Origin of the sequence: [Mycobacterium] stephanolepidis, assembly GCF_002356335.1 — a bacterium.
GTDB lineage: Bacteria > Actinomycetota > Actinomycetes > Mycobacteriales > Mycobacteriaceae > Mycobacterium > Mycobacterium stephanolepidis.
The window spans coordinates 1,482,944-1,505,021 of sequence record NZ_AP018165.1; the positions used below are offsets into that span (position 1 = coordinate 1,482,944).

General features: G+C 62.9%; 23 protein-coding genes and 1 tRNA gene. 9 read left to right on the forward strand and 15 right to left on the reverse strand.

The features are described from left to right. Positions 1 to 19: 19 nt before the first annotated feature. Entirely contained in the window at positions 20 to 505 is a 486-nt protein-coding gene (locus MSTE_RS07390) for an NUDIX hydrolase (protein WP_096500115.1), read from the forward strand. Here the strand turns inward: MSTE_RS07390 and MSTE_RS07395 are convergent. The 3 genes from MSTE_RS07395 to bcp are packed head-to-tail and all read right to left on the reverse strand — an operon-like array spanning position 502 to position 2,959. Then, complete coding sequence (locus MSTE_RS07395; protein WP_231897021.1) at positions 502 to 2,112, reverse strand: DHA2 family efflux MFS transporter permease subunit; 1,611 nt, start codon at positions 2,110 to 2,112, stop codon at positions 502 to 504. The genes MSTE_RS07390 and MSTE_RS07395 overlap by 4 nt on opposite strands. Further along, positions 2,109 to 2,480 (reverse strand): hypothetical protein, encoded by a 372-nt coding sequence (locus tag MSTE_RS07400; RefSeq protein ID WP_096500117.1) that lies wholly within the window; start codon positions 2,478 to 2,480, stop codon positions 2,109 to 2,111. The genes MSTE_RS07395 and MSTE_RS07400 overlap by 4 nt, the downstream gene beginning before the upstream one ends. Positions 2,481 to 2,485: 5 nt before the next feature. Continuing rightward, positions 2,486 to 2,959 (reverse strand): thioredoxin-dependent thiol peroxidase, encoded by a 474-nt coding sequence (bcp, locus tag MSTE_RS07405; protein WP_046253022.1) that lies wholly within the window; start codon positions 2,957 to 2,959, stop codon positions 2,486 to 2,488. 83 nt (positions 2,960 to 3,042) lie between these two features. Between bcp and MSTE_RS07410 the strand changes: the two genes are divergently transcribed. Beyond that, positions 3,043 to 3,279: a DUF3618 domain-containing protein gene (locus tag MSTE_RS07410; protein WP_030094977.1), complete on the forward strand. Its 237-nt coding sequence runs from the start codon at positions 3,043 to 3,045 to the stop codon at positions 3,277 to 3,279. Positions 3,280 to 3,292: 13 nt separating this feature from the next. Here the strand turns inward: MSTE_RS07410 and MSTE_RS07415 are convergent, their stop codons facing one another. Then, positions 3,293 to 4,348, reverse strand: coding sequence for an NAD(P)-dependent alcohol dehydrogenase (locus tag MSTE_RS07415; protein WP_096500119.1), 1,056 nt, complete (start codon positions 4,346 to 4,348; stop codon positions 3,293 to 3,295). Positions 4,349 to 4,433: 85 nt separating this feature from the next. Continuing rightward, on the reverse strand, positions 4,434 to 5,264 hold the full coding sequence (locus tag MSTE_RS07420) for a class I SAM-dependent methyltransferase (RefSeq protein ID WP_096500121.1): 831 nt from the start codon (positions 5,262 to 5,264) through the stop codon (positions 4,434 to 4,436). A 53-nt stretch (positions 5,265 to 5,317) separates the two neighbouring features. Between MSTE_RS07420 and MSTE_RS07425 the strand changes: the two genes are divergently transcribed. Both MSTE_RS07425 and MSTE_RS07430 read left to right on the forward strand, forming a co-directional pair. After that, complete coding sequence (locus MSTE_RS07425) at positions 5,318 to 5,944, forward strand: TetR/AcrR family transcriptional regulator (RefSeq protein ID WP_096500123.1); 627 nt, start codon at positions 5,318 to 5,320, stop codon at positions 5,942 to 5,944. Positions 5,945 to 6,043: 99 nt separating this feature from the next. Next, the gene (locus tag MSTE_RS07430; protein WP_096500125.1) at positions 6,044 to 6,421 is read left to right on the forward strand and encodes a hypothetical protein; all 378 of its coding nucleotides are present in this window, start codon (positions 6,044 to 6,046) and stop codon (positions 6,419 to 6,421) included. Here the strand turns inward: MSTE_RS07430 and MSTE_RS07435 are convergent. After that, entirely contained in the window at positions 6,418 to 9,321 is a 2,904-nt protein-coding gene (locus MSTE_RS07435; protein WP_096500127.1) for an MMPL/RND family transporter, read from the reverse strand. The two genes, MSTE_RS07430 and MSTE_RS07435, sit on opposite strands and share 4 nt — an antisense overlap. 134 nt (positions 9,322 to 9,455) lie before the next feature. Here MSTE_RS07435 and MSTE_RS07440 point away from each other — a divergent pair, with 134 nt between their 5' ends. Both MSTE_RS07440 and MSTE_RS07445 read left to right on the forward strand, forming a co-directional pair. Beyond that, positions 9,456 to 10,670, forward strand: a complete 1,215-nt coding sequence (locus MSTE_RS07440; protein WP_096500129.1) for a sensor histidine kinase — start codon at positions 9,456 to 9,458, stop codon at positions 10,668 to 10,670. Further along, complete coding sequence (locus MSTE_RS07445) at positions 10,663 to 11,319, forward strand: response regulator (RefSeq protein ID WP_096500131.1); 657 nt, start codon at positions 10,663 to 10,665, stop codon at positions 11,317 to 11,319. The genes MSTE_RS07440 and MSTE_RS07445 overlap by 8 nt, the downstream gene beginning before the upstream one ends. A 2-nt stretch (positions 11,320 to 11,321) precedes the next feature. Here the strand turns inward: MSTE_RS07445 and MSTE_RS07450 are convergent, their stop codons facing one another. The 3 genes from MSTE_RS07450 to MSTE_RS07460 are packed head-to-tail and all read right to left on the reverse strand — an operon-like array spanning position 11,322 to position 13,782. Further along, complete coding sequence (locus MSTE_RS07450) at positions 11,322 to 11,810, reverse strand: DUF1003 domain-containing protein (protein WP_096500133.1); 489 nt, start codon at positions 11,808 to 11,810, stop codon at positions 11,322 to 11,324. Next, entirely contained in the window at positions 11,807 to 13,096 is a 1,290-nt protein-coding gene (locus tag MSTE_RS07455; protein ID WP_096500135.1) for a magnesium transporter MgtE N-terminal domain-containing protein, read from the reverse strand. Before MSTE_RS07455 ends, MSTE_RS07450 begins: the two co-directional genes overlap by 4 nt. Positions 13,097 to 13,155: 59 nt before the next feature. Beyond that, positions 13,156 to 13,782, reverse strand: a complete 627-nt coding sequence (locus MSTE_RS07460) for a TetR/AcrR family transcriptional regulator (protein ID WP_096500137.1) — start codon at positions 13,780 to 13,782, stop codon at positions 13,156 to 13,158. Between the two features lie 83 nt (positions 13,783 to 13,865). On the opposite strand from MSTE_RS07460, the gene MSTE_RS07465 reads away from it, so the two are divergent. Next, positions 13,866 to 14,723, forward strand: a complete 858-nt coding sequence (locus tag MSTE_RS07465; RefSeq protein ID WP_096500139.1) for an SDR family oxidoreductase — start codon at positions 13,866 to 13,868, stop codon at positions 14,721 to 14,723. After that, positions 14,720 to 16,168, forward strand: a complete 1,449-nt coding sequence (locus tag MSTE_RS07470; RefSeq protein ID WP_096500141.1) for a flavin-containing monooxygenase — start codon at positions 14,720 to 14,722, stop codon at positions 16,166 to 16,168. Before MSTE_RS07465 ends, MSTE_RS07470 begins: the two co-directional genes overlap by 4 nt. A 6-nt stretch (positions 16,169 to 16,174) precedes the next feature. Here MSTE_RS07470 and MSTE_RS07475 read toward each other — a convergent pair whose 3' ends face one another. Both MSTE_RS07475 and MSTE_RS07480 read right to left on the reverse strand, forming a co-directional pair. Next, complete coding sequence (locus MSTE_RS07475; RefSeq protein ID WP_096500143.1) at positions 16,175 to 16,990, reverse strand: aldo/keto reductase; 816 nt, start codon at positions 16,988 to 16,990, stop codon at positions 16,175 to 16,177. A gap of 121 nt (positions 16,991 to 17,111) precedes the next feature. Continuing rightward, positions 17,112 to 17,187: transfer RNA gene (locus MSTE_RS07480), tRNA-Lys, on the reverse strand. A 157-nt stretch (positions 17,188 to 17,344) separates the two neighbouring features. On the opposite strand from MSTE_RS07480, the gene MSTE_RS07485 reads away from it, so the two are divergent. Next, the gene (locus tag MSTE_RS07485; RefSeq protein ID WP_096500145.1) at positions 17,345 to 18,562 is read left to right on the forward strand and encodes a L,D-transpeptidase; all 1,218 of its coding nucleotides are present in this window, start codon (positions 17,345 to 17,347) and stop codon (positions 18,560 to 18,562) included. Between the two features lie 64 nt (positions 18,563 to 18,626). Here MSTE_RS07485 and MSTE_RS07490 read toward each other — a convergent pair whose 3' ends face one another. The 4 genes from MSTE_RS07490 to MSTE_RS07505 all read right to left on the reverse strand — a co-directional run bounded on the left by MSTE_RS07490 (position 18,627) and on the right by MSTE_RS07505 (position 22,068). Next, positions 18,627 to 19,514 (reverse strand): DivIVA domain-containing protein, encoded by an 888-nt coding sequence (locus MSTE_RS07490; protein WP_096500147.1) that lies wholly within the window; start codon positions 19,512 to 19,514, stop codon positions 18,627 to 18,629. A 635-nt stretch (positions 19,515 to 20,149) separates the two neighbouring features. Then, a complete protein-coding gene (locus tag MSTE_RS07495) occupies positions 20,150 to 20,470 on the reverse strand; it encodes a hypothetical protein (RefSeq protein WP_096500149.1) in 321 nt (106 codons plus the stop codon). A gap of 43 nt (positions 20,471 to 20,513) precedes the next feature. Continuing rightward, complete coding sequence (locus tag MSTE_RS07500; RefSeq protein WP_096500151.1) at positions 20,514 to 21,347, reverse strand: SDR family NAD(P)-dependent oxidoreductase; 834 nt, start codon at positions 21,345 to 21,347, stop codon at positions 20,514 to 20,516. Positions 21,348 to 21,363: 16 nt separating this feature from the next. Continuing rightward, a complete protein-coding gene (locus MSTE_RS07505; protein WP_157997652.1) occupies positions 21,364 to 22,068 on the reverse strand; it encodes an alpha/beta hydrolase in 705 nt (234 codons plus the stop codon). Positions 22,069 to 22,078 lie beyond the last annotated feature (10 nt).

Consider the following 22,078-nt stretch of genomic DNA (forward strand, 5'->3'; position numbering starts at 1 on the left):
GGTCTGTTAAGAAGTGCCTATGCCGGTTCCGGAATTCGTCATCGAGTTGCGTCGACACATCGGACATGCGCCGCTGTGGTTACCGGGTGTGACCGCTGTGGTCATTCGGGATGAGCAAGTGCTGCTGGTCAAGCGCGCGGACAACGGCGCCTGGACGGCGGTAACCGGAATCGTCGACCCCGGCGAGAATCCGGCCGACTGCGCCATCCGGGAAGTGTTGGAAGAGGCCGGTGTTCACGCGATACCCCAACGACTGGTGTGGGTGCATGTGACCCGGCCGATGGTTCATGTCAATGGCGATCATGCTCAGTACCTGGACCACGTGTTCCGAATGGACTGGGTTGCCGGATCACCCTTTCCTGCGGACGGCGAGAACGATGCCGCGCAGTGGTTCGATATCGCAGCGATGCCGGACATGACGGTGGATATGCGCCGCCGGATCGAACTTGCGGCGGAGAACGCTAGCACCGCCACGGTTTTCGATATCACCGACCCGCAGGGCTAGGGGAGCGGCGCATGCTCTGTCGCGGTGGACGGGGTGATGAGAAATGTCGCGGCAAGTCCCAGCGCGAGGAATGCTGCGGCTAGGTAACTGCCCAACTCCACTCCATGGGCCATCGCCTGGCGCGCGGCATCGGCGATGGCCTCGGTCTGGGGTTGACGCGCGAACCCGTCGATGGCAGCACCCGCGCTGCGAACGACCGCACGGGTGAGCGCATCGGATTGATCGGCTGGCACCCCGGTGGACGTGAGAGTGCCGCTGAGCCGTGCGCTGATAGCGCTGAAGAAGGCCGTCGTCAGCACGGCGATCCCGAGGGCCGAGCCCAGCTGCCGGAACACGCTTTGCATGCCCGAGCCTTGACCGGAGCTACGTTCGGGTACATCGGCGAGCACCACGTTGGTCACCTGGGCGGTGGCGAATCCGATGCCGATCCCATACACGAACAGCGCCGCCGCGATGGCCCACCAGGTGCTGTCGGGCCGGGCGATGTAGCCGAGCGCCGCCAACCCCAGTGCCTCCAGCGCCAGCCCGATGCGCACCAATCCCAACGCTGAGATACGTGACGTCATAGCGAAACTGGCGCCACTGGCGACGAAACTGCCGAGTGCGATGGGAACCAAAGCCAAGCCTGCTTGGACCGCGCTGTACCCCAACGCGAATTGCAGCCATAGCGGAAGGACGGCCACGATGCCGAATTCGCCCATCCCGATGATCAGCGTGGCGATATTGCCGTTGCGGAACGAGCCGATGGAGAAGAGCCGCACGTCCATCAGTGCGGTGGTCGGCTGCGCGGGATCGATATCGCGGGTCAGAGTGACCTGGCGGATGACAAAGGCGATGAGGGACAACGCTGCAAGGACGAGTGCGACGAAAACCGGTGATACGTCGAGCGTCCAGCGCATGCCGAGCACCTCGAAGGGTTCGGTGCTGCGGACCCACCCGTAGGTGCGACCGTCAATCAGACCGAAGGCGAGCAACCCCAGCCCGAGGATCGAGAACACCGCCCCGGCGACATCCACGCGTGCCTGAGTGCGCGGTGAGAGTGGGATGAACGCCAGTGCGCCGATGCAGATCACCGCGACAAGCGGAATATTGATGCCGAAAGCCCAACGCCACGAGGCGTGTTCGGCGAGCCATCCGCCGAGCAGCGGACCAAGGGCCGTCGCGGCTCCGATGGTCGACCCCCAGACTGCGAATGCCTGGCCCCGGGCCTTGCCGGTGAACTGCGCATTGAGCAGTGCAAGCGACGTCGGCAGGATCAGCGCGGCCCCGGCACCTTGCAGGAAGCGGGCCAGTATCAACCAGCTTCCGGTGGTAGCCATACCGGCCAGCAGGCTCGTCACACCGAAAATCACTACCCCGGTAAGGAAGACGCGGCGGGCGCCGAGAATGTCAGAGAATCGTCCGACAAGCAGCAGCAGCGCCGCGAAGACGATTGCGTATGACTCCTGTACCCACTGCGCCTGTGCCGACGTGACGCCGAGGTCGCGCACGATCGAGGGGATGATGACGTTGACAATCGTCGTATCGACGACGATCAGCGCCACTCCCAATGCGATGGCGGCCAAGCCCAGCCACTTGCGGGCGCCCTCTGGTACGGACGTCCTCAACGGCTTGAGGCTTCAGAATCGCTCTGATCCCATGCCGCAACGGGCAAGGTCAGATAGACGCCGGCAGTCTGTTCGTCCTCGATGACGTTTCGTACCGCGTCGTGGATTGCCTCGGCGCGACGCTGACGGTCCTGCGCTCGGTCGCTGAACCATTTCGACTTCACCTCGACGAGTACGTCGATATCGAAACGGTCGAACGGGCCGACCTCATGGAACCGGATCAGGACGTCACCGGGCTGTAGACGGTGGTCATAAGGCTCGTCCGTGCATTGCACCGCCAGCGAGACCGCGTGGGGAAGGACTTCGGCGAGGCTTGCACGGGTGTCGTCTGTGACCGCGGGGCCGCAGGTGATGTCGATCAGTGGCATCTGATCTACACGGAGATGTCGCGGCGCAGCTTCGCGACGTGTCCGGTGGCCTTCACGTTGTACTGCGCCACCTCGATCTTGCCCTTTTCGTCTACGACGAAGGTGGATCGAATGACGCCCTCGACGATCTTTCCGTACAGCTTCTTCTCACCGAAGGCGCCGTATGCGGTCAGCGTCGTCTTGTCGGGGTCAGACAGCAGCGGGAAGTTCACGCCATCGCGTTCGCGGAACTTGGCGAGTTTCTCGGGCTTGTCCGGGGAGATGCCGATGACATCGAGGCCCGCCTCGTTGAGCTGGGCGAGGCTGTCACGGAAGTCGCAGGCCTGTTTGGTGCAGCCGGGGGTCATGGCGGCCGGGTAGAAGTAGATGATGACCTTGCGGCCCTTGTAGGAGGACAGCGACACCTTCTTGCCGTCCGCGTCCAGGAGAGTGAACGCCGGGGCTTTGTCGCCAACTTCGAGCCGCTTGGTTTCCGCCATGACCGATGCCTTTCTGTTGACCCGTACAGTTGTTGCCCTAGGGTAGTTGCTTGAGTTTCAACCGCGGACGTGGAGGAGTACACGTGGCCAGGGATCCCGAGGCAATCAAGGCCGATATCGACAAGGCCCGCGATCAGCTCGCGGCGACTGTCGACACCCTGAGTGACCGCGCAAATCCGCAGCGTCTGGCCGAGGACGCCAAGGCCTCGGTGCTGGCGACCCTTAACAAGCCGGCCATCAAATTCACCATTCTCGGTGTCGGCGCCGTGGTTGCCGCGCTGGTGGCGCGCAAGGTTGTGCGCAAGTTCCGTCGCGACTGATCACGCGCCCTGCTCAAGCCGTAAAGCTGGCACCGTCAATCACGAACCGGTACCGCACATCGCTCTTGAGGACCCGCGCGTAGGCCTCGTTGATCTGGGGCGCCTCGATCTTTTCGACCAGCGCAGCGATGCCCTTGGCCGCGCAGAAGTCGAGCATTTCCTGAGTTTCGGAGATTCCGCCGATTGGTGAGCCCGCCCAGCGGCGGCGTCCGAAGACCAGCGGCGAGGGCTTGAAGTTGATCGGGTCCTCCGGCAAGCCCAGTTGCACCAGCGTCCCGTCCTTGTCGAGCAGCCACAGGAGGCCTTCGACATCGATCCCGTCGGAGACCGTGTTGAGGATCAGATCGAATGAGGACGCGAGCTTTGTGAAAGTGGCCGGGTCGCTAGTCGCGTAGTAATGGTCTGCGCCGAGACTCAGGCCGTCCTCCTGCTTGCGCAGTGACTGGCTCAGCACCGTCACTTCAGCGCCTAACGCGTGGGCGATCTGTACACCCATATGGCCGAGGCCCCCAAGGCCAATGATGCCGACACGAGTTCCGGGGCCGGCCCTCCAATGATGCAGCGGGGAGTACATGGTGATTCCGGCGCACAGCAGCGGGGCGGCCTGATCGAGGGGAAGGGCATCCGGGATCTTCAACGCGAACGCTTCATCCACCACGATGAGGTCGCTGTACCCGCCGTAAGTCGGCCGGCCGTCCTTGCCCACCGCGTTGTACGTGCCGATGAAGCCGCCCTCGCCGTTGCAGAACTGCTCTTCGCCTGATTTACAGTTGGCGCACTCGCCGCAGGAGCCGACCATGCAGCCGACACCGGCTCGGTCGCCAACCGTGAACTTCTCGACTTCGGAGCCGACCTGGGTCACCACGCCGGCGATCTCGTGCCCGGGCACCACCGGGAAGCTCGCGGGACCCCAATGGTTACTTACCGTGTGGATGTCGCTGTGGCAGATACCGGCCCAAACGATATCGATGACAATGTCTTTCGGGCCAGGTTCGCGACGCTCGATGACAGCCGGGCGAAGTGGCTCAGTCGGGGAGTAGGCGGCGTAGGCAGGCACAGACAAAGTCACGAGGGACTCCTCAAATCATGGTCTTGTGTGAATATGAGAAGCCTAGGAACTGGAGTGCACTCCAGGTCAAGTGGAGAGCGCAGGCCTAGAACTCGAAACGCAGGATGCGCGCGGAGCGTCTCATCGAGGGGCTGTATCTCGCCAGCCGCGACGATATCTGGAGCCACTTCGGAAAGAGTCCCACCTCGGGGGCGTCCACCAAGCTGAACTCTTCAACGAACCGCAGCTTCGGGTTCCAGCGCTCCGGAGTACGCGGATCGTCGTAACCCTCGAATCCGCGCAGCTGATTGACCTTCTTGAACATCTTCTGCGGAAACAGCTTCGAGATCCACACACCCACCACCATGCGGCCGTAATCGTTGAATGCGAGCTGCCCGCTGGGAAAGTGATCGGTGACGGCTCGCATCGTGGCGATGATCTGCTCTTTGGTCAGGAACGCGAAGAACCCATCGGCGACCACCATCGCCGGACGGTCCGACGGTATTGCGTCGATCCACGTCGGGTCGGTGACGGACACCCCGATGGTGTGCTCACCGGCGCCCGGAGCCATGACTTCATCACGCAGCCTGGCCATCCCGGGCAGATCGACGCTGTACCAATCGACGGTAGGCGGTGGCTGGATGCGTCGATATCCGTCGTCGAGACCCGCTCCGAGATCGACCACCACCGCGTGGGGGTGCTTGACGATGAACCTCCGCACGCGATCGTCGAGAAGTTTTGCGCGTAAAGAGGATTGGCACACCACGGGGGTTATCACCCCCAGTGCATCGAAGTCGTAGTCGATCGCGGCGACGGCGGCTGTCGCCCCCGGATCCGGCAGGATCGGTTGCTGCCAGCCGTCGTTGACGGCCCGTGCCTTCAGGGTGAGAAAGGCGGTCTCTTCCTCCGGGGTGATTCCGCTGGTGTCGATGCCCATGCCATCGACTATACAAGCGTGTAGTCAATTGTCCAGTCGTGTAATATGCGGCGATGGAGACCGTGGACCCCGACGACCTCACCGCCCGCGCCCGCATCCGGGACGCCGCGCTGCATGAGTTCGGCGAGAGGGGGTACGACGGAGCGACCATTCGGGGCATCGCCGCGCGAGCGGGGGTCTCCTCCGGGTTGTTGCGGCACCACTTCGGGTCCAAGCAGGAACTGCGCGAGGCATGCGATGAATACCTCGTCAAGACGATGCGGAAGATCAACGAGCAGGTCCGGACAAACGTGGAACGCGGTGACGTGCACTATGTTTCGGCGCGCATTCCGATCGGCCAATACCAGGACTACATCACGAGGGCCTTGGTCGACGGCTCCGCGGGCCAGGTGTTCGACGAGATGGTGGCCATGACCGAGGGCTGGCTGGCCGGTGCCGACCACAACCGCGTGTTCCCGGCCGATGTTGATGTCAGGTCCCGTGCCACCGTCATCACCGCGATGGCGCTGGCGGTGCCACTGCTTCAGCAACATGTTTCGCGTGGGCTGGGTGTTGATGTCGGTTCGCCCGAGGGCGAGCTGAAGATGGCGGCCACGCTCGTCGATATCTACGCCAACCCTCTGTTGACCCCTGAGCAGGCAAATTCGGCTCGTGAGGATCTCGCGCGCAGAATGGGATAGCTGTATATATCGCGCAATATTCGCTGCAGGCATCGCACTTGCCCTACTACCTGGTTACTCTATGTGCGTGCGAAGTTTCCGCGCGCGGCTGGAGTTTCGATGATAATTGTCGCTGGTCTGAAGGTGGATGCGACCGTGGCCAAAGCCGCGGCGATGCTGCTCTACATTGTCGGATTCGCGTTCACAGTGTTCTTTGGCATCGATAGTGTGCGGCTTGCCGTGGTGTTTCTCGTCGGCATCGCAGCGACGGCACTGCACCACTGGCCGGACCGTGAGAAGTTTGACCGGATCTCGATTGCGGCTGCGGTCGGCGTGATGCTCGCCTTTGCGCTCGACGCATGGTCGACCTGGGTTATCGACGGGACGCTGGTGCCGGGTGTCGGAATCGGCGTGGTGCGCCTGTTGGCGTGGCTGCTCTCGGTCGCCGGCATCCTGGCGTTCCCGCGTCGGCTCATCGACAGGGATGCCGACGGCTAGGCCCCGGTTCTTTCCAGCCGTGATGGTCGCGTCAGCAGGTACGCGAGCACGCCGGCGGTGCGGGGTGAGCGCGCCTTCGACCATCTGAACAACAGCCCGTGCAGCAGCGGTGCCGGTGACCACCAGAACCACTTACCCAGCAGACCCGCCACCGCCGGCACGACGAACGTTCTGACGATGAGCGTGTCGATGATCAACCCGACTCCGATGGCGGTGCCCACCTGCTCGATGCTCAAAACGTCACTGGAAAGCATGGCGAACATGGTGATACCGAACACGATCCCGGCCGTCGTGACGACCCCGCCCGTGCCGCCGAAAGCGCGGATCATTCCGGTACGTAGTCTGGCGCCGTCCAGGAAGATCTCTTCACGCATGCGCATGGTGAACAACAAGTTGTAGTCGGCGCCCACCGCGACCAATGCGATAAGAGCGATCGACGGAACCGACCAGTGCAGGTCGCGACCCAACATGTCATGCCAGATCAGCGTGGTGATCCCCAACGCGGACGCGTAAGAGACGACCACGGTGCCAATGACCACCGCTGCCGCCACCGGGCTACGCAGCATCACCAACACGATGAGGAAGACCAGTGCCAGCGCCACGGCCGCCAACAGCAGGAAGTCGTCGCTCACATATCCGCGCAATTCGGCTGTGCCGGTGCCGAATCCGGCAATGTTGACCGTGCTACCGGCGAGGGTGCCCTCCTTGGTGGCCTCGCTCACCGCGAGGGTGATCTGCGGAGATCGATGTGCGCCGTCCGCGCCGAACACTTTGCCGTCCCCGAACACCAGCATGCGAGTCGAACGACCGTCTGGGGCGAAGTAGAGCCCGGCGGCGCGCTGGAAGCGCGGGTCCTGCCAGGCCCGCTGGGGCAGGTAGAAACCTCCCTCGCCGCTGCTGCGAAAATCTTCGCGCATGGCGCGCAGGTATTCGGTCAGCCCGGAGAACATGGTGCGTGTTTCGCCGACCGCCTTGGTCAGTTGATCGGTGATCGTGCTGAGCTGCGCGACCGTAGTGCGCATGTTCTTCACCGAGTCCACCGCCCCGGAGAAGGATTTCTGCATTCCCTGTGCGCCGGTACCGAACTTGGCGGTGCTGGCCGTCAGCGATGCGGTTGCCGCCACCACAGAATCCATCGGCTCGACGGCCTTGAGTACCAGCGAGCAGATGCCGTCGTTGGCGCAGTTGGGGTTGCCGTTGGTGAAGTTCCGCAAGGGCTCCATGTAACCGGATACCTGGGACACGTTGTCCTGCAGCGCTTTCATTCCCGAGTGCATGTCACCGACGCCACCGTTCAGCTCGCCCAGGCCACTCACCCCGCCCGCGAGACCGTTCTGCAGCTGCGCGATCGCCTTGGAGAACTGGCTCAGTGTCGCCGAGAGCTGGTCGACGGCCCCGAGACGTTGGCTCATCTGGGTGGTTCCATCGTCCAGCTGATCGGCGATGATTCCCGCCTGTTCGGTCAGTGCCGCCTGTTCGGGGATGGCACCTGCCGGGCGGGAGGCCGACTGGACCATCCGAATTCCGGGAATCTCCATGAGCTTCTTGGTGACTCGCTCGATACCGATGACTCCGGCCGGGTTGCGCAAATCGTGGTCGGATTCGATCGAGACGATCTCCGGCAGCAATCGGTTCGGCGGGAAATGCCTGTCCATCGCCTGATAGCCCCGGTTGGCGTGTGTGGAAAGCGGCTGGGAGGCAAGCTCATCGAAGCCAAGGCGCAGGCCGGCTACAGGAATGGCGCACACCATGAGCACTAGCGCCGAGCCGACGAGGACGGGCCCTGGCCAGCGCGCGACCATTGTGCCCACTCTGCGCCACCGGCGCCCCGGCTGCCCGCGCAGTGGACGAGGCTGGGCCAACCCGCGACGACCGGCCAGTCCGATGAGCGCGGGAAGCAGCGTCAGCGACGCCGCCATGCCGGTGAGTATTCCTATGGCACAAGGCAATCCGGCGCTGCGCAGCATGCCTACCTGGGCGAACATGAGGCAGGAGAGTGCGGCGGCGATGGTCAGCCCGGAGGCCGCGATGACCGGCGCCACGCTGCGGTTGGCGACTTCCAGTGACTGCTCATGCCCGAGCCCCGAACGCCGCTGTTCGTGATAACGCCCGAGTAGGAAGATGCCGTAATCGGTCGCCGCGCCGAGCACCAGGGCGGCCAGCAGTGCGACCGAGAAGATGGAGACCTCGATGAGATTGCGTTCCCCGAGGAAGGCGACGATGGAGCGCGCCACCCCCAGGCCCATGCCCACGGTGATCAGGGGGATGGCCGCGGTAACAGCAGATCGGTAGACGGCGAAGAGCAGCACCGCGATGAGCACCACGGTGACGCCGGTGATCATCAGCATCTGGGTGTCGATGGACGTGAGCTCATCGGCGATGGTGGCGCCGGGCCCGGTGACCCAGGGGTGCATCCCTGCTGGTGCCGGCTCGTCGGCGACGATCTGCCGGACCGCGTCCAGGGACGCGTTGGCCTGCGCACCGCCGAGCTCGCCGGTCACGCGCAGCATGGTGTACACCGCCTTCCCGTCCGGGCTGATTGCGCCCTCGGCCGTCAGCGGGTCCGCCCACAGGTCCATCGCCGAATCCAGATGTGCGGTGTCTGCGCGCAGTTTCGCCAGGAGCCGATCGTGATACTGATGCTCGACGGGCCCCAATTTGTGGTCGCTCTCCAACACCAGGTAGTTGAGGTTCCCGCCGTCACCGTCCTGGAACTGCCTGCCCATCACGGCGCCCGCGGTGTTCACCGGGGCACTATGCGGGAGGAAACCACGCGCGTGGTTATGTGCTGTGCTTTCCACCTGCGGCACAAGCAGATTGCCTGCCGCTGCGGCGAGTACCCAAATCCCGATGACGAGAAACGCGTATCGGCTGCAGAACCTTGCGATGGCTTCCCACATGCATGCCGACGCTACGGAGAGGCAGTGAGGCGGTCGTCGTGCTCTGGGCGAGACTTGCTCTCCTACCGTGGTAGGAGACGCGAATCCGCGCGAAGCATGATGTGTGACGTCGTGACCGCCTCTACGCTGGCGCTATGGATTGGTTCCGAGAGACTGCGTTGCAGCGCCGTTCTCTGGTGCCGTACGAATTTCCGTGGGCGGTGCCGCTGGTCATGTACAGCAGCACGCTGCTCATCGTGGGTTGCTCTGTCCTGCAGCGAGGTTTCACCCGCCCGTGGTTACTGGCCGTAGCGGCCCTGCTCGCGCTGACTCCGATCCTGTCGTTCATCGTCGCTGGTCGCAAGTTGAACGCGTTCTGGACCGTGGCGTTCGCGCTGGCGGGGGTCGGGCTGTTTCTCACCTGGCCGGCCAATGTCGTAGATGGTGCGCCCTTCCTGCTGATGTTCACGCTCGGGGAAGTGGGAGCCATCGCGTCGGTGCGCGCTGGTCTTCTCGCGGTGGGCGCCTGTGTGGCACTGCTCGTGGCTGCCGAACAGCTGAATCACCTTGGGACCTTCTCGCTCTACATGGTGTTCTTTGTGCTCTGCGGGTGGTTGATCGGGCGCATCATGCAACTGCAACAACGTCTGCTCTTACAGGAACGCGCACAGCAGGTGCGCATGCTGGAGCAGGCAGCTTCCGATGAACGACGCCGCATCGCACGCGAAATCCATGACGTGATAGCGCATTCACTGTCGGTGACGATGCTGCATCTGACCGGGGCGCGGCGGGCATTGCAGGAGGATCACGATGTCGACGATGCCGTCGCCGGATTGCTCGATGCCGAACGCCTTGGGCGTCAGGCGATGTCGGATATCCGCGGTACGGTGGGATTGTTGAGCACCGGTCCCGGCGGAACCGAGCCGATGCGGCTGTCTCCAGAGCCGGGCATCTCCGACATACCTGATCTGGTCGCAGATTTCACGGCGGCGGGGATGGCAGTCGAATCACATATCTACGGGTCGGGTGAGTCCGTCAGCGCTGGAGTGGGTTTGGCGTTGTACCGAGTGGCTCAGGAATCTTTGGCCAACATCGCTAAGCACTCACCGAGGTCAGCGGCCGCGGTTCTCCTTGACATCAACGGGTCGGCAGCGAGTCTGACCGTGAGTAACGACCTGGCCGCGGGATTGCCCGCCGATGTGTGTTCGGGAGGCGGGCTCGCAGGCATGCGGCAGCGCATTGAGATGCTCGGCGGGGATTTCCGTGCTGGGCAAGCGGAGGACGGCTGGACAGTGTCGGCCAGCGTCCCGTTGGAGTCCAGCGAGACTCCGTGCCGCGCGCGGCGAAAGGTGTTATGGCGTCATGACTGATACCGAGGTGGGCGTGCTGCTGGTCGATGATCAGGAGCTGGTGCGCACGGGACTGCGTCGGATTCTGCGTCGTAAGGACGGATTCTCGATTGTGGGGGAGTGCGCCGACGGCAGCGAGGTAGCGGAGGCGGTCACGCGGGCGCGGCCTGATGTGGTGATCATGGATCTGCGTATGAAGCAGATGAGCGGTATCGAGGCGATTCGATTGCTGCACGCCTCCGAGGGGCCGCCGGCATTGGCACTCACTACATTTGATGACGACGAGTTGCTCTCTGGGGCGCTGCGTGCCGGGGCTGCCGGGTTCATCCTCAAAGATTCTCCGGCTGAAGAGCTGGTCCGCGCTGTACACGCGGTCGCCCGTGGTGAGGCATATCTGGATCCGTCGGTAACCTCGCGGGTACTCAGTGCCTATCGACGCGCGCCCGCCGCCAGTAGCGGCGCCGCCGAGGACAAGCTCACCGTACGGGAACTGGATGTGTTGGCGCTCATCGCATCCGGCGCGAACAATTCCGAAATCGCCGAGCAGCTGGTGATATCCGAGGTGACGGTCAAGAGCCACATCGGCCGAATTTTCGTCAAACTCGATCTGCGAGATCGGGCCGCGGCCATCGTGTACGCCTACGACCACGGCATCGTGACGCCCAAATAGGATTACTGGGTCTCTTTTACACGAAGCCCCTCGATGGCCTCGTGCAGTTCTTCAAGCTCACGGCGCAGATAGTCGCGGGTGGCGACCTCACCCACCGCGAGCCGCAGTGCCGCCAGCTCCCGAGCCAGATATTCGGTATCGGCCTTGGTTTGTTCGGCGCGCCTGCGGTCCTCTTCCAGCGATACTCGGTCGCGGTTTTCCTGGCGGTTCTGCGCCAGCAGGATCAGGGGCGCGGCGTAGGCGGCTTGGGTGGAGAAGGCGAGGTTGAGCAGGATGAAGGGGTACGGATCCCACTGCAAGCCCACCGCGAAGAGGTTCAAGATGATCCATACGATGACGAACACCGTCTGCATGGCGAGATAACGTCCCGTGCCCAGGAACCGGGCGATGTTCTCGCTGACCCGACCGACGGCCTCGACATCGAGGCCGAGCGACAGACGGCGGGAGGTCCGCGGAGTATCGAGCCGCTGCCGCGCCGATGCATCGCTCACGAACGGGTACCTCCCGTCACGCTCTCAGGTTCGTCGGCGCGCCAGCCGTCGGGCATCAAGTGATCCAGTACGTCGTCGACCGTAACGGCGCCGAGCAAGTGGTTCTCCCTGTCGATCACGGGACCGCACACCAGGTTGTACGCGGCGAAGTAGCGGGTTACCTCGGCCAACGGCGCCTCGGCATCCAGATAGGGCAGGTCGGTATCGAGAATGCCTCCGACCATCGCATAGGGGGGCTCACGCAGCAGCCGCTGCAGGTGCACGCATCCGAGATAGCGGCCGGTGGGTGTCGCCGTGGGTGGCCTGACCACGAAGATCAGCGAGGACAGCGCCGGTGTCAGATCCGGATCACGCACGCGGGCAAGGGCTTCTGCCACCGTGGTGTTCGGGCTCAGGATCACCGGTTCGGGGGTCATCATGCCGCCGGCGGTGTTGGGGGAGTGGGTCAGCAGTCGACGGACCGGCTCGGAATCCTCCGGATCCATCAGCGCCAGAAGCGATTCGGCCTCTGCGGGCGGCAGTTCGCCCAATAGGTCGGCGGCGTCGTCGGGGTCCATGGCCTCCAGCACGTCGGCAGCTCGTTCATCTTCCAGCTTGGTGAGTACCTCGGCCTGATCGTCCTCGGGAAGCTCCTGCAGGATGTCGGCCAGGCGTTCGTCGTCGAACGCGGCCAGTACCTCGTCGCGCCGCTTGGGTGGTAGTTCTCGGATCGCATCTGCCACCTCGACGGGCCGCATGCCCTCGAACTGGAGCATCAGCTGGGCAACGCCCTGTCCGGGCAGGTTGAGTGTCGACGGAGTCAGTCCGTGGATGTGGTTCCATCCGGTGACCTGCACTCCGGTACGTCGCCCCAGTCGTCGCGGGCTGCGCACGGCCACCCGGGTGACCACCCAGTCGCGGGTGCGGGTCTGCTCGAGGCCCAGATCAACCACGGTGAGGTCGACTCCATGGAACTGTTCGAGCTCGGGGTCATCGGTGCGCACCGTGGTGTCCAGGACCTGCCCGAGCACCAGCGCCTCACTGGGGCGTTGTTCGAAACGGCGCAGTGAGACGTTTCCGGTGTTCAGCGTCACCGATCCAGGCTCGATGGCGGTGACCCGCAGCATGGGCACGAAGATCCTTCGGCGCGTGAGCATTTCAACGACCAGGCCGATGACCCGCGGCTGTTTTCGGGCAACGCCGATCGCGATCACGACATCGCGCACCCGTCCGATCGACTCGCCGTCCGGGCCGAGAACCACCAGGCCTGAGAGCCTGGCTGCGAACACCTTGCTCACTGCGGCCATGGTGCAAGGTTAGGGGGTAGGCCTTGCGGCGCCCTTCGCCGGTGTCGTGAGTCGGGTGCTTAGGAGCCGATTCCGCCGTACATGAGGGCGATGACGGCGGCCGAGAATCGCTCGCTGTCCTGCACCTCGCCGCCCCGTGAGGCGTGCAAGCCGGTGGCCAGGATCATCCCGGTCACCGCTCGGGCGGTGTACTCCGTATCGAGATCGGCACGCAGGTAACCTTTTTCGACCCCGTGGCGCAGGTAAGCCTCGGTCAGTTGATCACTTGTGGAGAGCATTCCGAAGACGCGCTCGCGTAGCTCGTTGTCGACCGAACCCGCTTCCAGCAGAAGTAGCGGCAACTGGGGGTTGTCCCGGAACAGGTCCGCGAGCGCGGCGCCGATGCGCACCGATTGTTGGCGGTACTGCTCGATATCGTCGGCCAGCCCCGCGGCGTTCTCCGCGCCGATCGCCTGAAAGATCTGTTCGGTGACGTCATCGATGACATGCTCGATGATGTCCCGCTTGCTCTTGAAGTACCGGTAGAAGGTCCCATGGCCGATCCCGATCCGTCCGGCGATGTCCGCGACGCCTGTCGCGTGGTAGCCCTGCTCGGAGAAGCACGCGAACGCGGCGTCCAGGATCTCTTGCCGCATCTCCAGCTTCTTGCGCTCGGCGCGACTGAGTGTGGACGGGCTGGACGTCATAAGCGGCGATCCTACCGACCTTGACACTCGTCGAGAATGACATATCATTCCGAAACTGACAAGCCATTCCGTTGGAGGTTGATGTGAGTCGTTATCCGAAGATTGAGCTGCCAGGTGCGGTGGTCGTCATCACCGGTGGAGCCAGGGGAATCGGTGCTGCCACCGCGCGCCTTTTCGCCGAGAAGGGGGCCGATGTCTGGATCGGTGATGTCGACGACGTGGTCGCCAAAGAGACCGCAGACGCGATCCCGCGTGCACAGTCCGGTGCCCTCGATGTCACCAAGCCCGAGTCCTGGGCCGCATTTCTTGATCGGGTGCGTGCCGAGTCGGGCCCCGTCGACATCCTGATCAACAACGCGGGCGTGATGCCGCTGGGCGGATTTGTCGAGGAGAACGAACGCACCACCGATCTGATTCTTGATGTGAACGTGCGCGGTCCGCTCAACGGTGCGCGGGCCGCGTTGCCTGAGATGGTGGCGCGCGGGCGTGGGCACATCGTCAACGTGGCATCCATGGCCGGCAAGCTGGCCGTCCCCGGCATGGTCACCTACAACGCGTCCAAGTTCGGTGCGGTGGGGCTTTCCGTGGCGCTACGCAAGGAGTACGCAGACAGCGGCGTCAGCATCAGCTCCGTACTGCCCAGCGCGGTTCGGACCGAGTTGGCCTCGGGCGCACCACTGGGCAAGGGCATGCCGACCGTCGACCCCGAGGATGTCGCGGCCGCGATCGTGCGCAGTGTCGACACTCGTCGCGCGCAGATCTCGGTGCCGGGCTGGCTTGCATTCGGATGGGGGTTGGTGGATCTGTTTGTGCCCGAACCGCTTGAGCGACTTGGCCGCCGGCTCATCGACGATCGTCGCGCACTGACCTCACTGGATCTGAACGCTCGCGGCGCGTACATCGAACGCATCGAGCGGCAGAGCAAGGAGCACCAGAAGTGAGCGAACGGCGCAGTCCCAGAATCGTTGTCGTCGGCGCCGGTATGGCCGGAATCGCGGTGGGGCACAAGCTCAAAGAAGCTGGTTTCGACGATTTCACCATTCTGGAGAAGGGTGATGACGTCGGCGGTGTTTGGTACTGGAACCGCTACCCGGGGCTGACCTGCGATGTGCCCTCCCAGGCCTATCAGTACCCCTTTGCGCCACGCACGGACTGGCCACGTCTCTTCGCCACCGGTGGAGAAATTCAGGCCTATCACCGCACGGTCGCCGAGGATCTGGGTGTCATGTCTCATATCCGGTGCGGGCAGGAGGTCACCGCCGCAGAGTTCACCGGTACGGGTTGGCGGGTTACCACCGCGGCGGGGGAGCTACTGGAGTGCGATTTTCTGATCGCCGCCACCGGCGTGCTGCACCACCCGAACATTCCCGACATCCCCGGGCTCGACAGCTTCCGCGGCAAGGTGGTGCACACCGCGCGTTGGGACGACTCGGTGCAGCTGGACGGAAAGCGTGTCGCGGCGATTGGAACGGGATCTACTGGGGTGCAGGTGGTTTCGGCGATGCAGCCCATCGTCGAGCAGGTGACCTCATTCATCCGGACTCCGCAATGGGTGCTGTGGGCGCCGATGGCGATGCGGCAGCCGAAGTTCGTTTCCAAGCTGCTGGAGGCGCTGCCCACCGAACGCATCGTGCGATTCAGTGCGTTGACGGGCACCGACGCGTTGGTGAACATCGTGACTCGGCCCAGCTGGGGTCGGCGGCTGGTGCAGCAGTACGCGCGGGCGTGCCTGCATCTGATCCGCGACAAGGAGTTGCGTCAGAAACTCACCCCGGATTACGAGCCGCTGTGTAAGCGGCAGGTCTTGTCCGGGTCGTTCCATCGGGCCGTCCAGAAGCCGAATGTCGAGATCGTCACCGACCGCATCGACAGGGTCACGCCCACCGGAATCGTGACGGTCGACGGTGCCGAGCGCGATTTCGACGTGATAGTGCTGGCCACCGGATTTCAGGCGCACAACTACATGCGGCCGATGAATCTAGTTGGTAAAGACGGATATTCGATTGATGAGGCATGGGAGAAGGGTCCCAAGGCCTACCGGATGACCGCCATCCCCGGCTTCCCGAACTTCTTCACCGTGCTCGGTCCCAACTCGCCGACCGGATCGATCTGGCTTCAGCACACGGCTGAGCGCACCGCCGAATACATCATCAGCTGGTTGCATCGTTTCGCCCGTGGCGAGATCACCACGGTCGAAGTGAGTCGCGAGGCCACCGAGGAGTTCAACGTCCAAGCCCGCGAGGCGATGAAACCCACGGTGTGGGCGACCGGGTGCAACTCCTGGTACCTCACCGAAGACGGATCGGTGGACCTGTGGCCCTTCGATCGAAAGACCATGGAGCGCATGCTCGCCTCACCCGAGGAGAGTCACTACATCGTGCAGTGACGCGCCTTAGCGCAGATTGAACGTCGACGGATCGGGGCCGATGCGACCGTCGGCCGCGTCGAGCCCGGTGATGCGCTCTACCTCGTCGGTGCTGAGTTCGAATCCGAACACATCGAAGTTGGCCGCGATGCGCGCCGGCGTCACCGACTTGGGGATGACGACGTTGCCCAGCTGCAGATGCCACCGCAGGATCACCTGCGCTGCGCTCACCCCGTGGCCCTCGGCGATGGCGCCGATGGTCGGATCGTCCAGGATCGTGCCCTGGCCGAGTGGCGACCAGGCCTCGGTGAGAATCCCGTACTCGGCGTGGAAGGCGCGCAGTTCGGGCTGGGTGAACCGGGGATGCAGCTCGATCTGGTTGAGAGCAGGCACTTCTCCGGTCTCGTCGATCAGCCGCTGAAGATTCTCGACGGTGAAATTGCTGACCCCGATCGCCTTGGCGCGGCCGTCGGCCTGGATTCGTTGCAGACCCTTGAAGCTCGCCACGTATTCGTCGAGTTCGGGCACCGGCCAGTGGATCAGATACAGATCCACGTAATCGGTCCCCAGCCGCTCCAGGGAGGCGTCAAACGCACGCAGTGCCCTGTCGTAGCCCTGATCGGAGTTCCACAGCTTCGTGGTCAGGAAGATCTCGCCGCGCGGAACGCCGGACTCTGCGATGGCCGCACCGGTGCCCACTTCGTTGTCGTAGATCTTGGCGGTGTCGATGCTGCGGTATCCGACCTGCAGGGCTGTCGACACCGCTGAGCCCGCCTCATCGTCGGGTACCTGCCAGACGCCATAGCCCAGCTGGGGAATCGTGGTACCGGAATTGAGCGTCACATTGGGGACTATCTGGGGAACCGTCACGGTCAACCCAACGCGGGGCGTCGCGGAGTATTCCCGGGGATCTGGCGGTAAATGAAACGCCCCGCTCCCGATGCTGGGAGCGAGGCGTTTCTGATGGTGCGCCGTCAGGGGCTCGAACCCCGGACCCGCTGATTAAGAGTCAGCTGCTCTACCAACTGAGCTAACGGCGCGTGAACGTGCGTGGAAGACCTTAGCAGCCTCGGAGCCCGTAACGAAAATTGTCATCCCCCCGATAGCCCGGTCGCGGTTATTGAGGTCGTCGCCGACCATCCTGAACCCGTACAATCATCGTTGAGTTTATGCATCAAGTTTCAAAGGGAGCAAAGCATGACCCAGGGTCGTCCACGCCTGTTGATTGGCGCGCGTCGGCGGTGGGTCACCGCACTCGCACTCCCCGTTGTGGCCATGGCTGTGCTGGCCGGATGCACGGACGCCGCCTCCAAAGAACCGCCGAAAGTCATTGACAAGGCAACGCCTTACGCGGATCTGCTGGTCCCCAAGCTGGCGATGTCGGTCAAGGATGGAGCGGTCGGCGTCCCGGTCGATGCGCCCGTGACCGTGACTGCGGGCGAAGGCGTGCTCGGGACCGTCACCATGGTCAACTCCGATGGCAAAGAGATTGCCGGTGAAGTCGGCCCCGATGGTGTGACGTGGTCGACCACCGAGCCCCTCGGCTATGACAAGCAGTACACCATCAACGCCGATGCCAGAGGTCTCGGCGGAGTGGCGCGTGCCAACGCGTCGTTCCGCACTCATTCGCCGGACAACATGACGATGCCGTATGTCATGCCTGGCGATGGTGAGGTGGTCGGTATCGGTCAGACGGTCGCCATCCGGTTCGACGAGAGCATCCCGAATCGGGCTGCGGCGGAGAAGGCCATCAAGATCACCACCAACCCGCCTGTCGAGGGTGCTTTCTACTGGTTGAACAACCGCGAAGTGCGTTGGCGCCCAGAGGCGTTTTGGGAGCCTGGAACATCGGTCGACGTGAAGGTCAACACCTATGGGGTGGACCTGGGCAACGGCGTCTTCGGGCAGGACAACGTGACGTCCCGCTTCTCCATCGGCGACGCGATCATCAGCCGCGTGGATGACAACAACAAGGTCGTCAACGTCGAGCGCAACGGCGAGATCATCAAGACCATGCCGACCTCGATGGGTAAGGACAAGGCACCCACCAACAACGGCACGTACATCATCGGCGAGCGATTCAAGGATCTGATCATGGATTCCTCGACCTACGGCGTCGCGGTCAACTCGCCCGACGGCTACCGCACCAAGGTGCAGTACGCCACCCAGATGTCCTACAGCGGGATCTACGTTCACGCCGCACCGTGGTCCGTCGGTGCGCAGGGGCGCACCAACACCAGCCACGGCTGCCTGAATGTCAGCACCGCGAACGCAAAGTGGTTCTACGAGAACACCAAGCGCGGCGACATTGTGATCGTTTCCAACACCGTCGGTCCCGTTCTTCCTGTCACCGACGGGCTTGGCGACTGGAACATCCCGTGGTCGCAGTGGAAGGCCGGAAACGCCCGGAATTAGTGTCGCCGCAGACGAAAAAGCCCCCGACACGTCGAGCGTGCGGGGGCTTTTCTCCGGTCCGCTTCTAGCCTTCTATGACCTTCTGGTCGAGCACTCGCTTGGACGGCACCATGATGATCGACTTGGAGTTGTCACGATCACGGTAGGCCGACTCCAGGATGGACGGGATGCTCTCGAGCTTGCCGTGCACGCTCATCAGCTGCTCCAGAATTGAAATGCGCTGCTGGCCAACCTCTTCCACCGAGCGGCGGGCCTGGTCCAGGCGGCGCTCGATCTGCTCGTCGGCCAGACGCAGTCGGCGGTCAGCTTCTTCCTTGGCGTCGGCTAGGCGCTTCTCGCACTCGGCCTGGGTGCCGCGTCGCTGCTCGTCGACGGCCGACTGGGTCTCCGTACGCAGTTTGGTCAGCTCTTCGTCCAGTTCGGTTTCCGCCTTTTCGCGCCGCTTGGCCTCGGCGGCACGCAGCCGCTCGGACTCGCTGACGGCCTGGGCGACAATCTGATTGGCTTCCTCGCGGGCTCGAGCCATTACCTCGGTGTATTCGGTCTCCAGCGCGCTCTGCCGGGCCGCCATATCGGCGAGCATTTCTTTGTGCTTGGTGCGCATGGCCTCCGCGTCGGACTTGGCCGAGGCGACCAGGGCTGCCGACTCGGTGCGCGCCTCGTTCTGCATCTCGGAGACTTCGTCGACCGCGATGCGCAGCATCTTGGCCATCCGGTCGGTCATCGCGTGCGCCGAGGGGGAGGTGTCGCTGAGGTTAGACACCTCATCCTTGAGTGAGCCGATCTGCTTGGTGGCGTCCTCAAGTCGGCTCTTGAGCGTCTCGACATCGTTCAGCCCGGACTGGTGCATGATCGTCAGCCGGCTGATGTACTCGTTGACCTCAATGGGGTCGTACCCGTTGCGGGTGCGGGTGAAGTTCCGAGTGGACTCGTTGGTGGTGGTCGCGGTCACTGGTACCCCTTGGAAACAGGTGCGGAATTAGTGTAGAGGCGTTAGCCCGCGAAGAGTATGACATGTGTTACCAGTTCTCGTACACCGCCACTGGTAAAGAGTGGGACGTTGCGTATCCAGATTGTTCGTATCAGATGTATCTGATCACGGGGTCTATTTCAGCAAGTCTTGCCACCGATGATCGGTAATGCTGCACGCGTTCAGCGTTCGCCGGAGCTACACCGGAATGCCGACTTCCTTCGCTGGCCCACGTGGGTGGCCCTCGCTGAGCTTGCGTTCGTTGGTTGATTCTTGATGTCCTGGGTCAAGGAGTTGGCAGGGTTTTCTTGGTTTCAAAGGTGGGGGTGGTGGGGTCGGGCAGCCCCAGGTGCACTTCCATGGGCTGGTTCTAGTTCAGTGCCCCGTGAGGCCTGAGGGTGGTTGTATTCGGCATGCCAGTGTTCGGTGCGCTCGGCGAGAGCGAGGGGGTCAGAGATCTCGTCAAGGAACAGTCGCTCGTATTTCATGGACCCAAATCCTCCTTCACCGGGACAGGCCTGACCTGGCCAGTGACCGGGTCGGTGGCGCGCTCACGCAGCGAAGTGCCCGCCAGGTGCGCTGACTCGGCCAGTGCCGATTCCGCTGCGGCGATTGCGTTATGCTGATTGGCAGTCAGTAAAAGATGCTGCCGTATTCGTATTTGGACCGATAGTCCCGGCAAGCGGCAAGCGGCAATCCCCCAAGTCCCCCCAACGGGTGGTTTCGAATTCGGTGAAGTCGAGCTGCCGCACTTGATCGGGACCCGTCGGGGCCGCAGCGAACGCCGCCTTACGCGCCTGGGCCAGCTGGCGGCGCTGACGTTGATAGTTGGCCGGCATCAGCAGGCCCTCATCGAGCAGCGAGCGCAACACCGTCGCAGTGCCCTGACGGGCCACGGCGATCACATTGCTACGGAACTCCGGCGTAACCTTCGGCATGGAAGGAGTCAACCAAACCTTGGGCAGACCCGAAGAACAGCCATCAAGTGAATGAACCGGCAGGCGCGAACTTGGCAACTAATTTTGCCAGCGGTCGCTGATATCGATGCCCAAGCAATCGCACCAACGCGTCGAGCACGATGGCGTCCGGGCCGATCAACGCCTTGGCTGATCCGCTGCGTGCAGCTTTGAGAATCTTCCGGGCAGCAGAGTCTGCACTGGTAATCGCAATTCTGTCGAATAGGGCGATGAGGTCACCAGGCAACGCTCCGTCAACACCAGTACTATTCTTGCCTATATCTGTTCGAATGAACCCCGGATGTACACATGTAACAGTGATTGGCTTGTTTGCAATCAAAAGTTCTTGCCGGAGAGCTTCGGTAAAGCCACGAACGGCGAACTTCGCAGCATTGTATGCGCTGTGCGATGGCACCGCAAATAGGCCAAATATACTGGAGGTGTTGACAAGATGCCCATCGCCCGAAGCCTCCAGCAGCGCTAAGAATGCCTTCGTCCCGTGGACGACGCCCCAAAAATCGACATCCATGATGCGCTCGAAATCCTTCAATTCAGACTTCTCAACGGTATTGAAGTAGCCGATTCCGGCGTTATTGAAGACGTAGTGGACAAGACCGAAGCGCTCCCGTAACTGATTTGCGAATTGTAAGACCTCTTCCCACTCGGCAACGTTGACTACCCGTGCTTCGATCTCCACGCCACGCGCTTGGCACAGTCGAGCAGTTTCGGCGAGTCCCTCGGCATTGACATCACAAATTGCTAGCTTTGCACCCAAACTTGCTAGTTGAAAAGCGAGGCTACGGCCCATTCCCGCGCCAGCGCCGGTGATCACGACTATCTTATTCGCAAACGAATTCATATAGTTTCCCTTCCTATTATCGGGGAGGCACTTCTCGGCAATAGTGGCTCAGAGTGTCGGCGAATCTGTCGAGCGCCGAGTTGGCTTGCGGCAGGACCCCGGCCAGCAAATGAAAGTCATGCCATAATCGGGGATGCTCGCGATAGTCCACGCTGAGTCCGGCCTCCCGCGCACGCACTGAAAGTAGACGCGCTTCGTCAACGAGCAGGTCATACTGCGCTGCGTCAATGACGATCGGTGGCAACCCCGCGAGACTTGCTCGCAGGGGACTGGCGGCGGGCTCGCAGGAGCGTTCACCAGGGGCGTAGGCATCGACAAAACGTTGAATCATACTCTTTGTCAATATGGAGTCACGAGATTTAGCTCGAAGTGTGTGACACCCTCTATCGGTGAGATCGACTGCTGGACATATTAATCCGACTGCGGCGGGCATGGGGATCCCGCAGTCTCGCGCAGCGATTGCCACAGCCATACTGAGGGCCGCGCCAGCGGAATCGCCTGCGATGATGATCCGCTCAGGGGGCCATCCGATCTCGACCAATGCTTGATACGCTGCGACGGCATCCGCGGCGGCGGCAGGATACGGATGCTCTGGTGCAAGTCTGTATTCCGGCACGTAAGTGTCGGCCCGCAGTCTTTGCGCAAGGCGGCCCGCCAGCGCGCGATGAGTCCGGGGCGAACCAGTGACGTAACCACCCCCATGCAGATATAGCAATGCCATGTCGACTTCA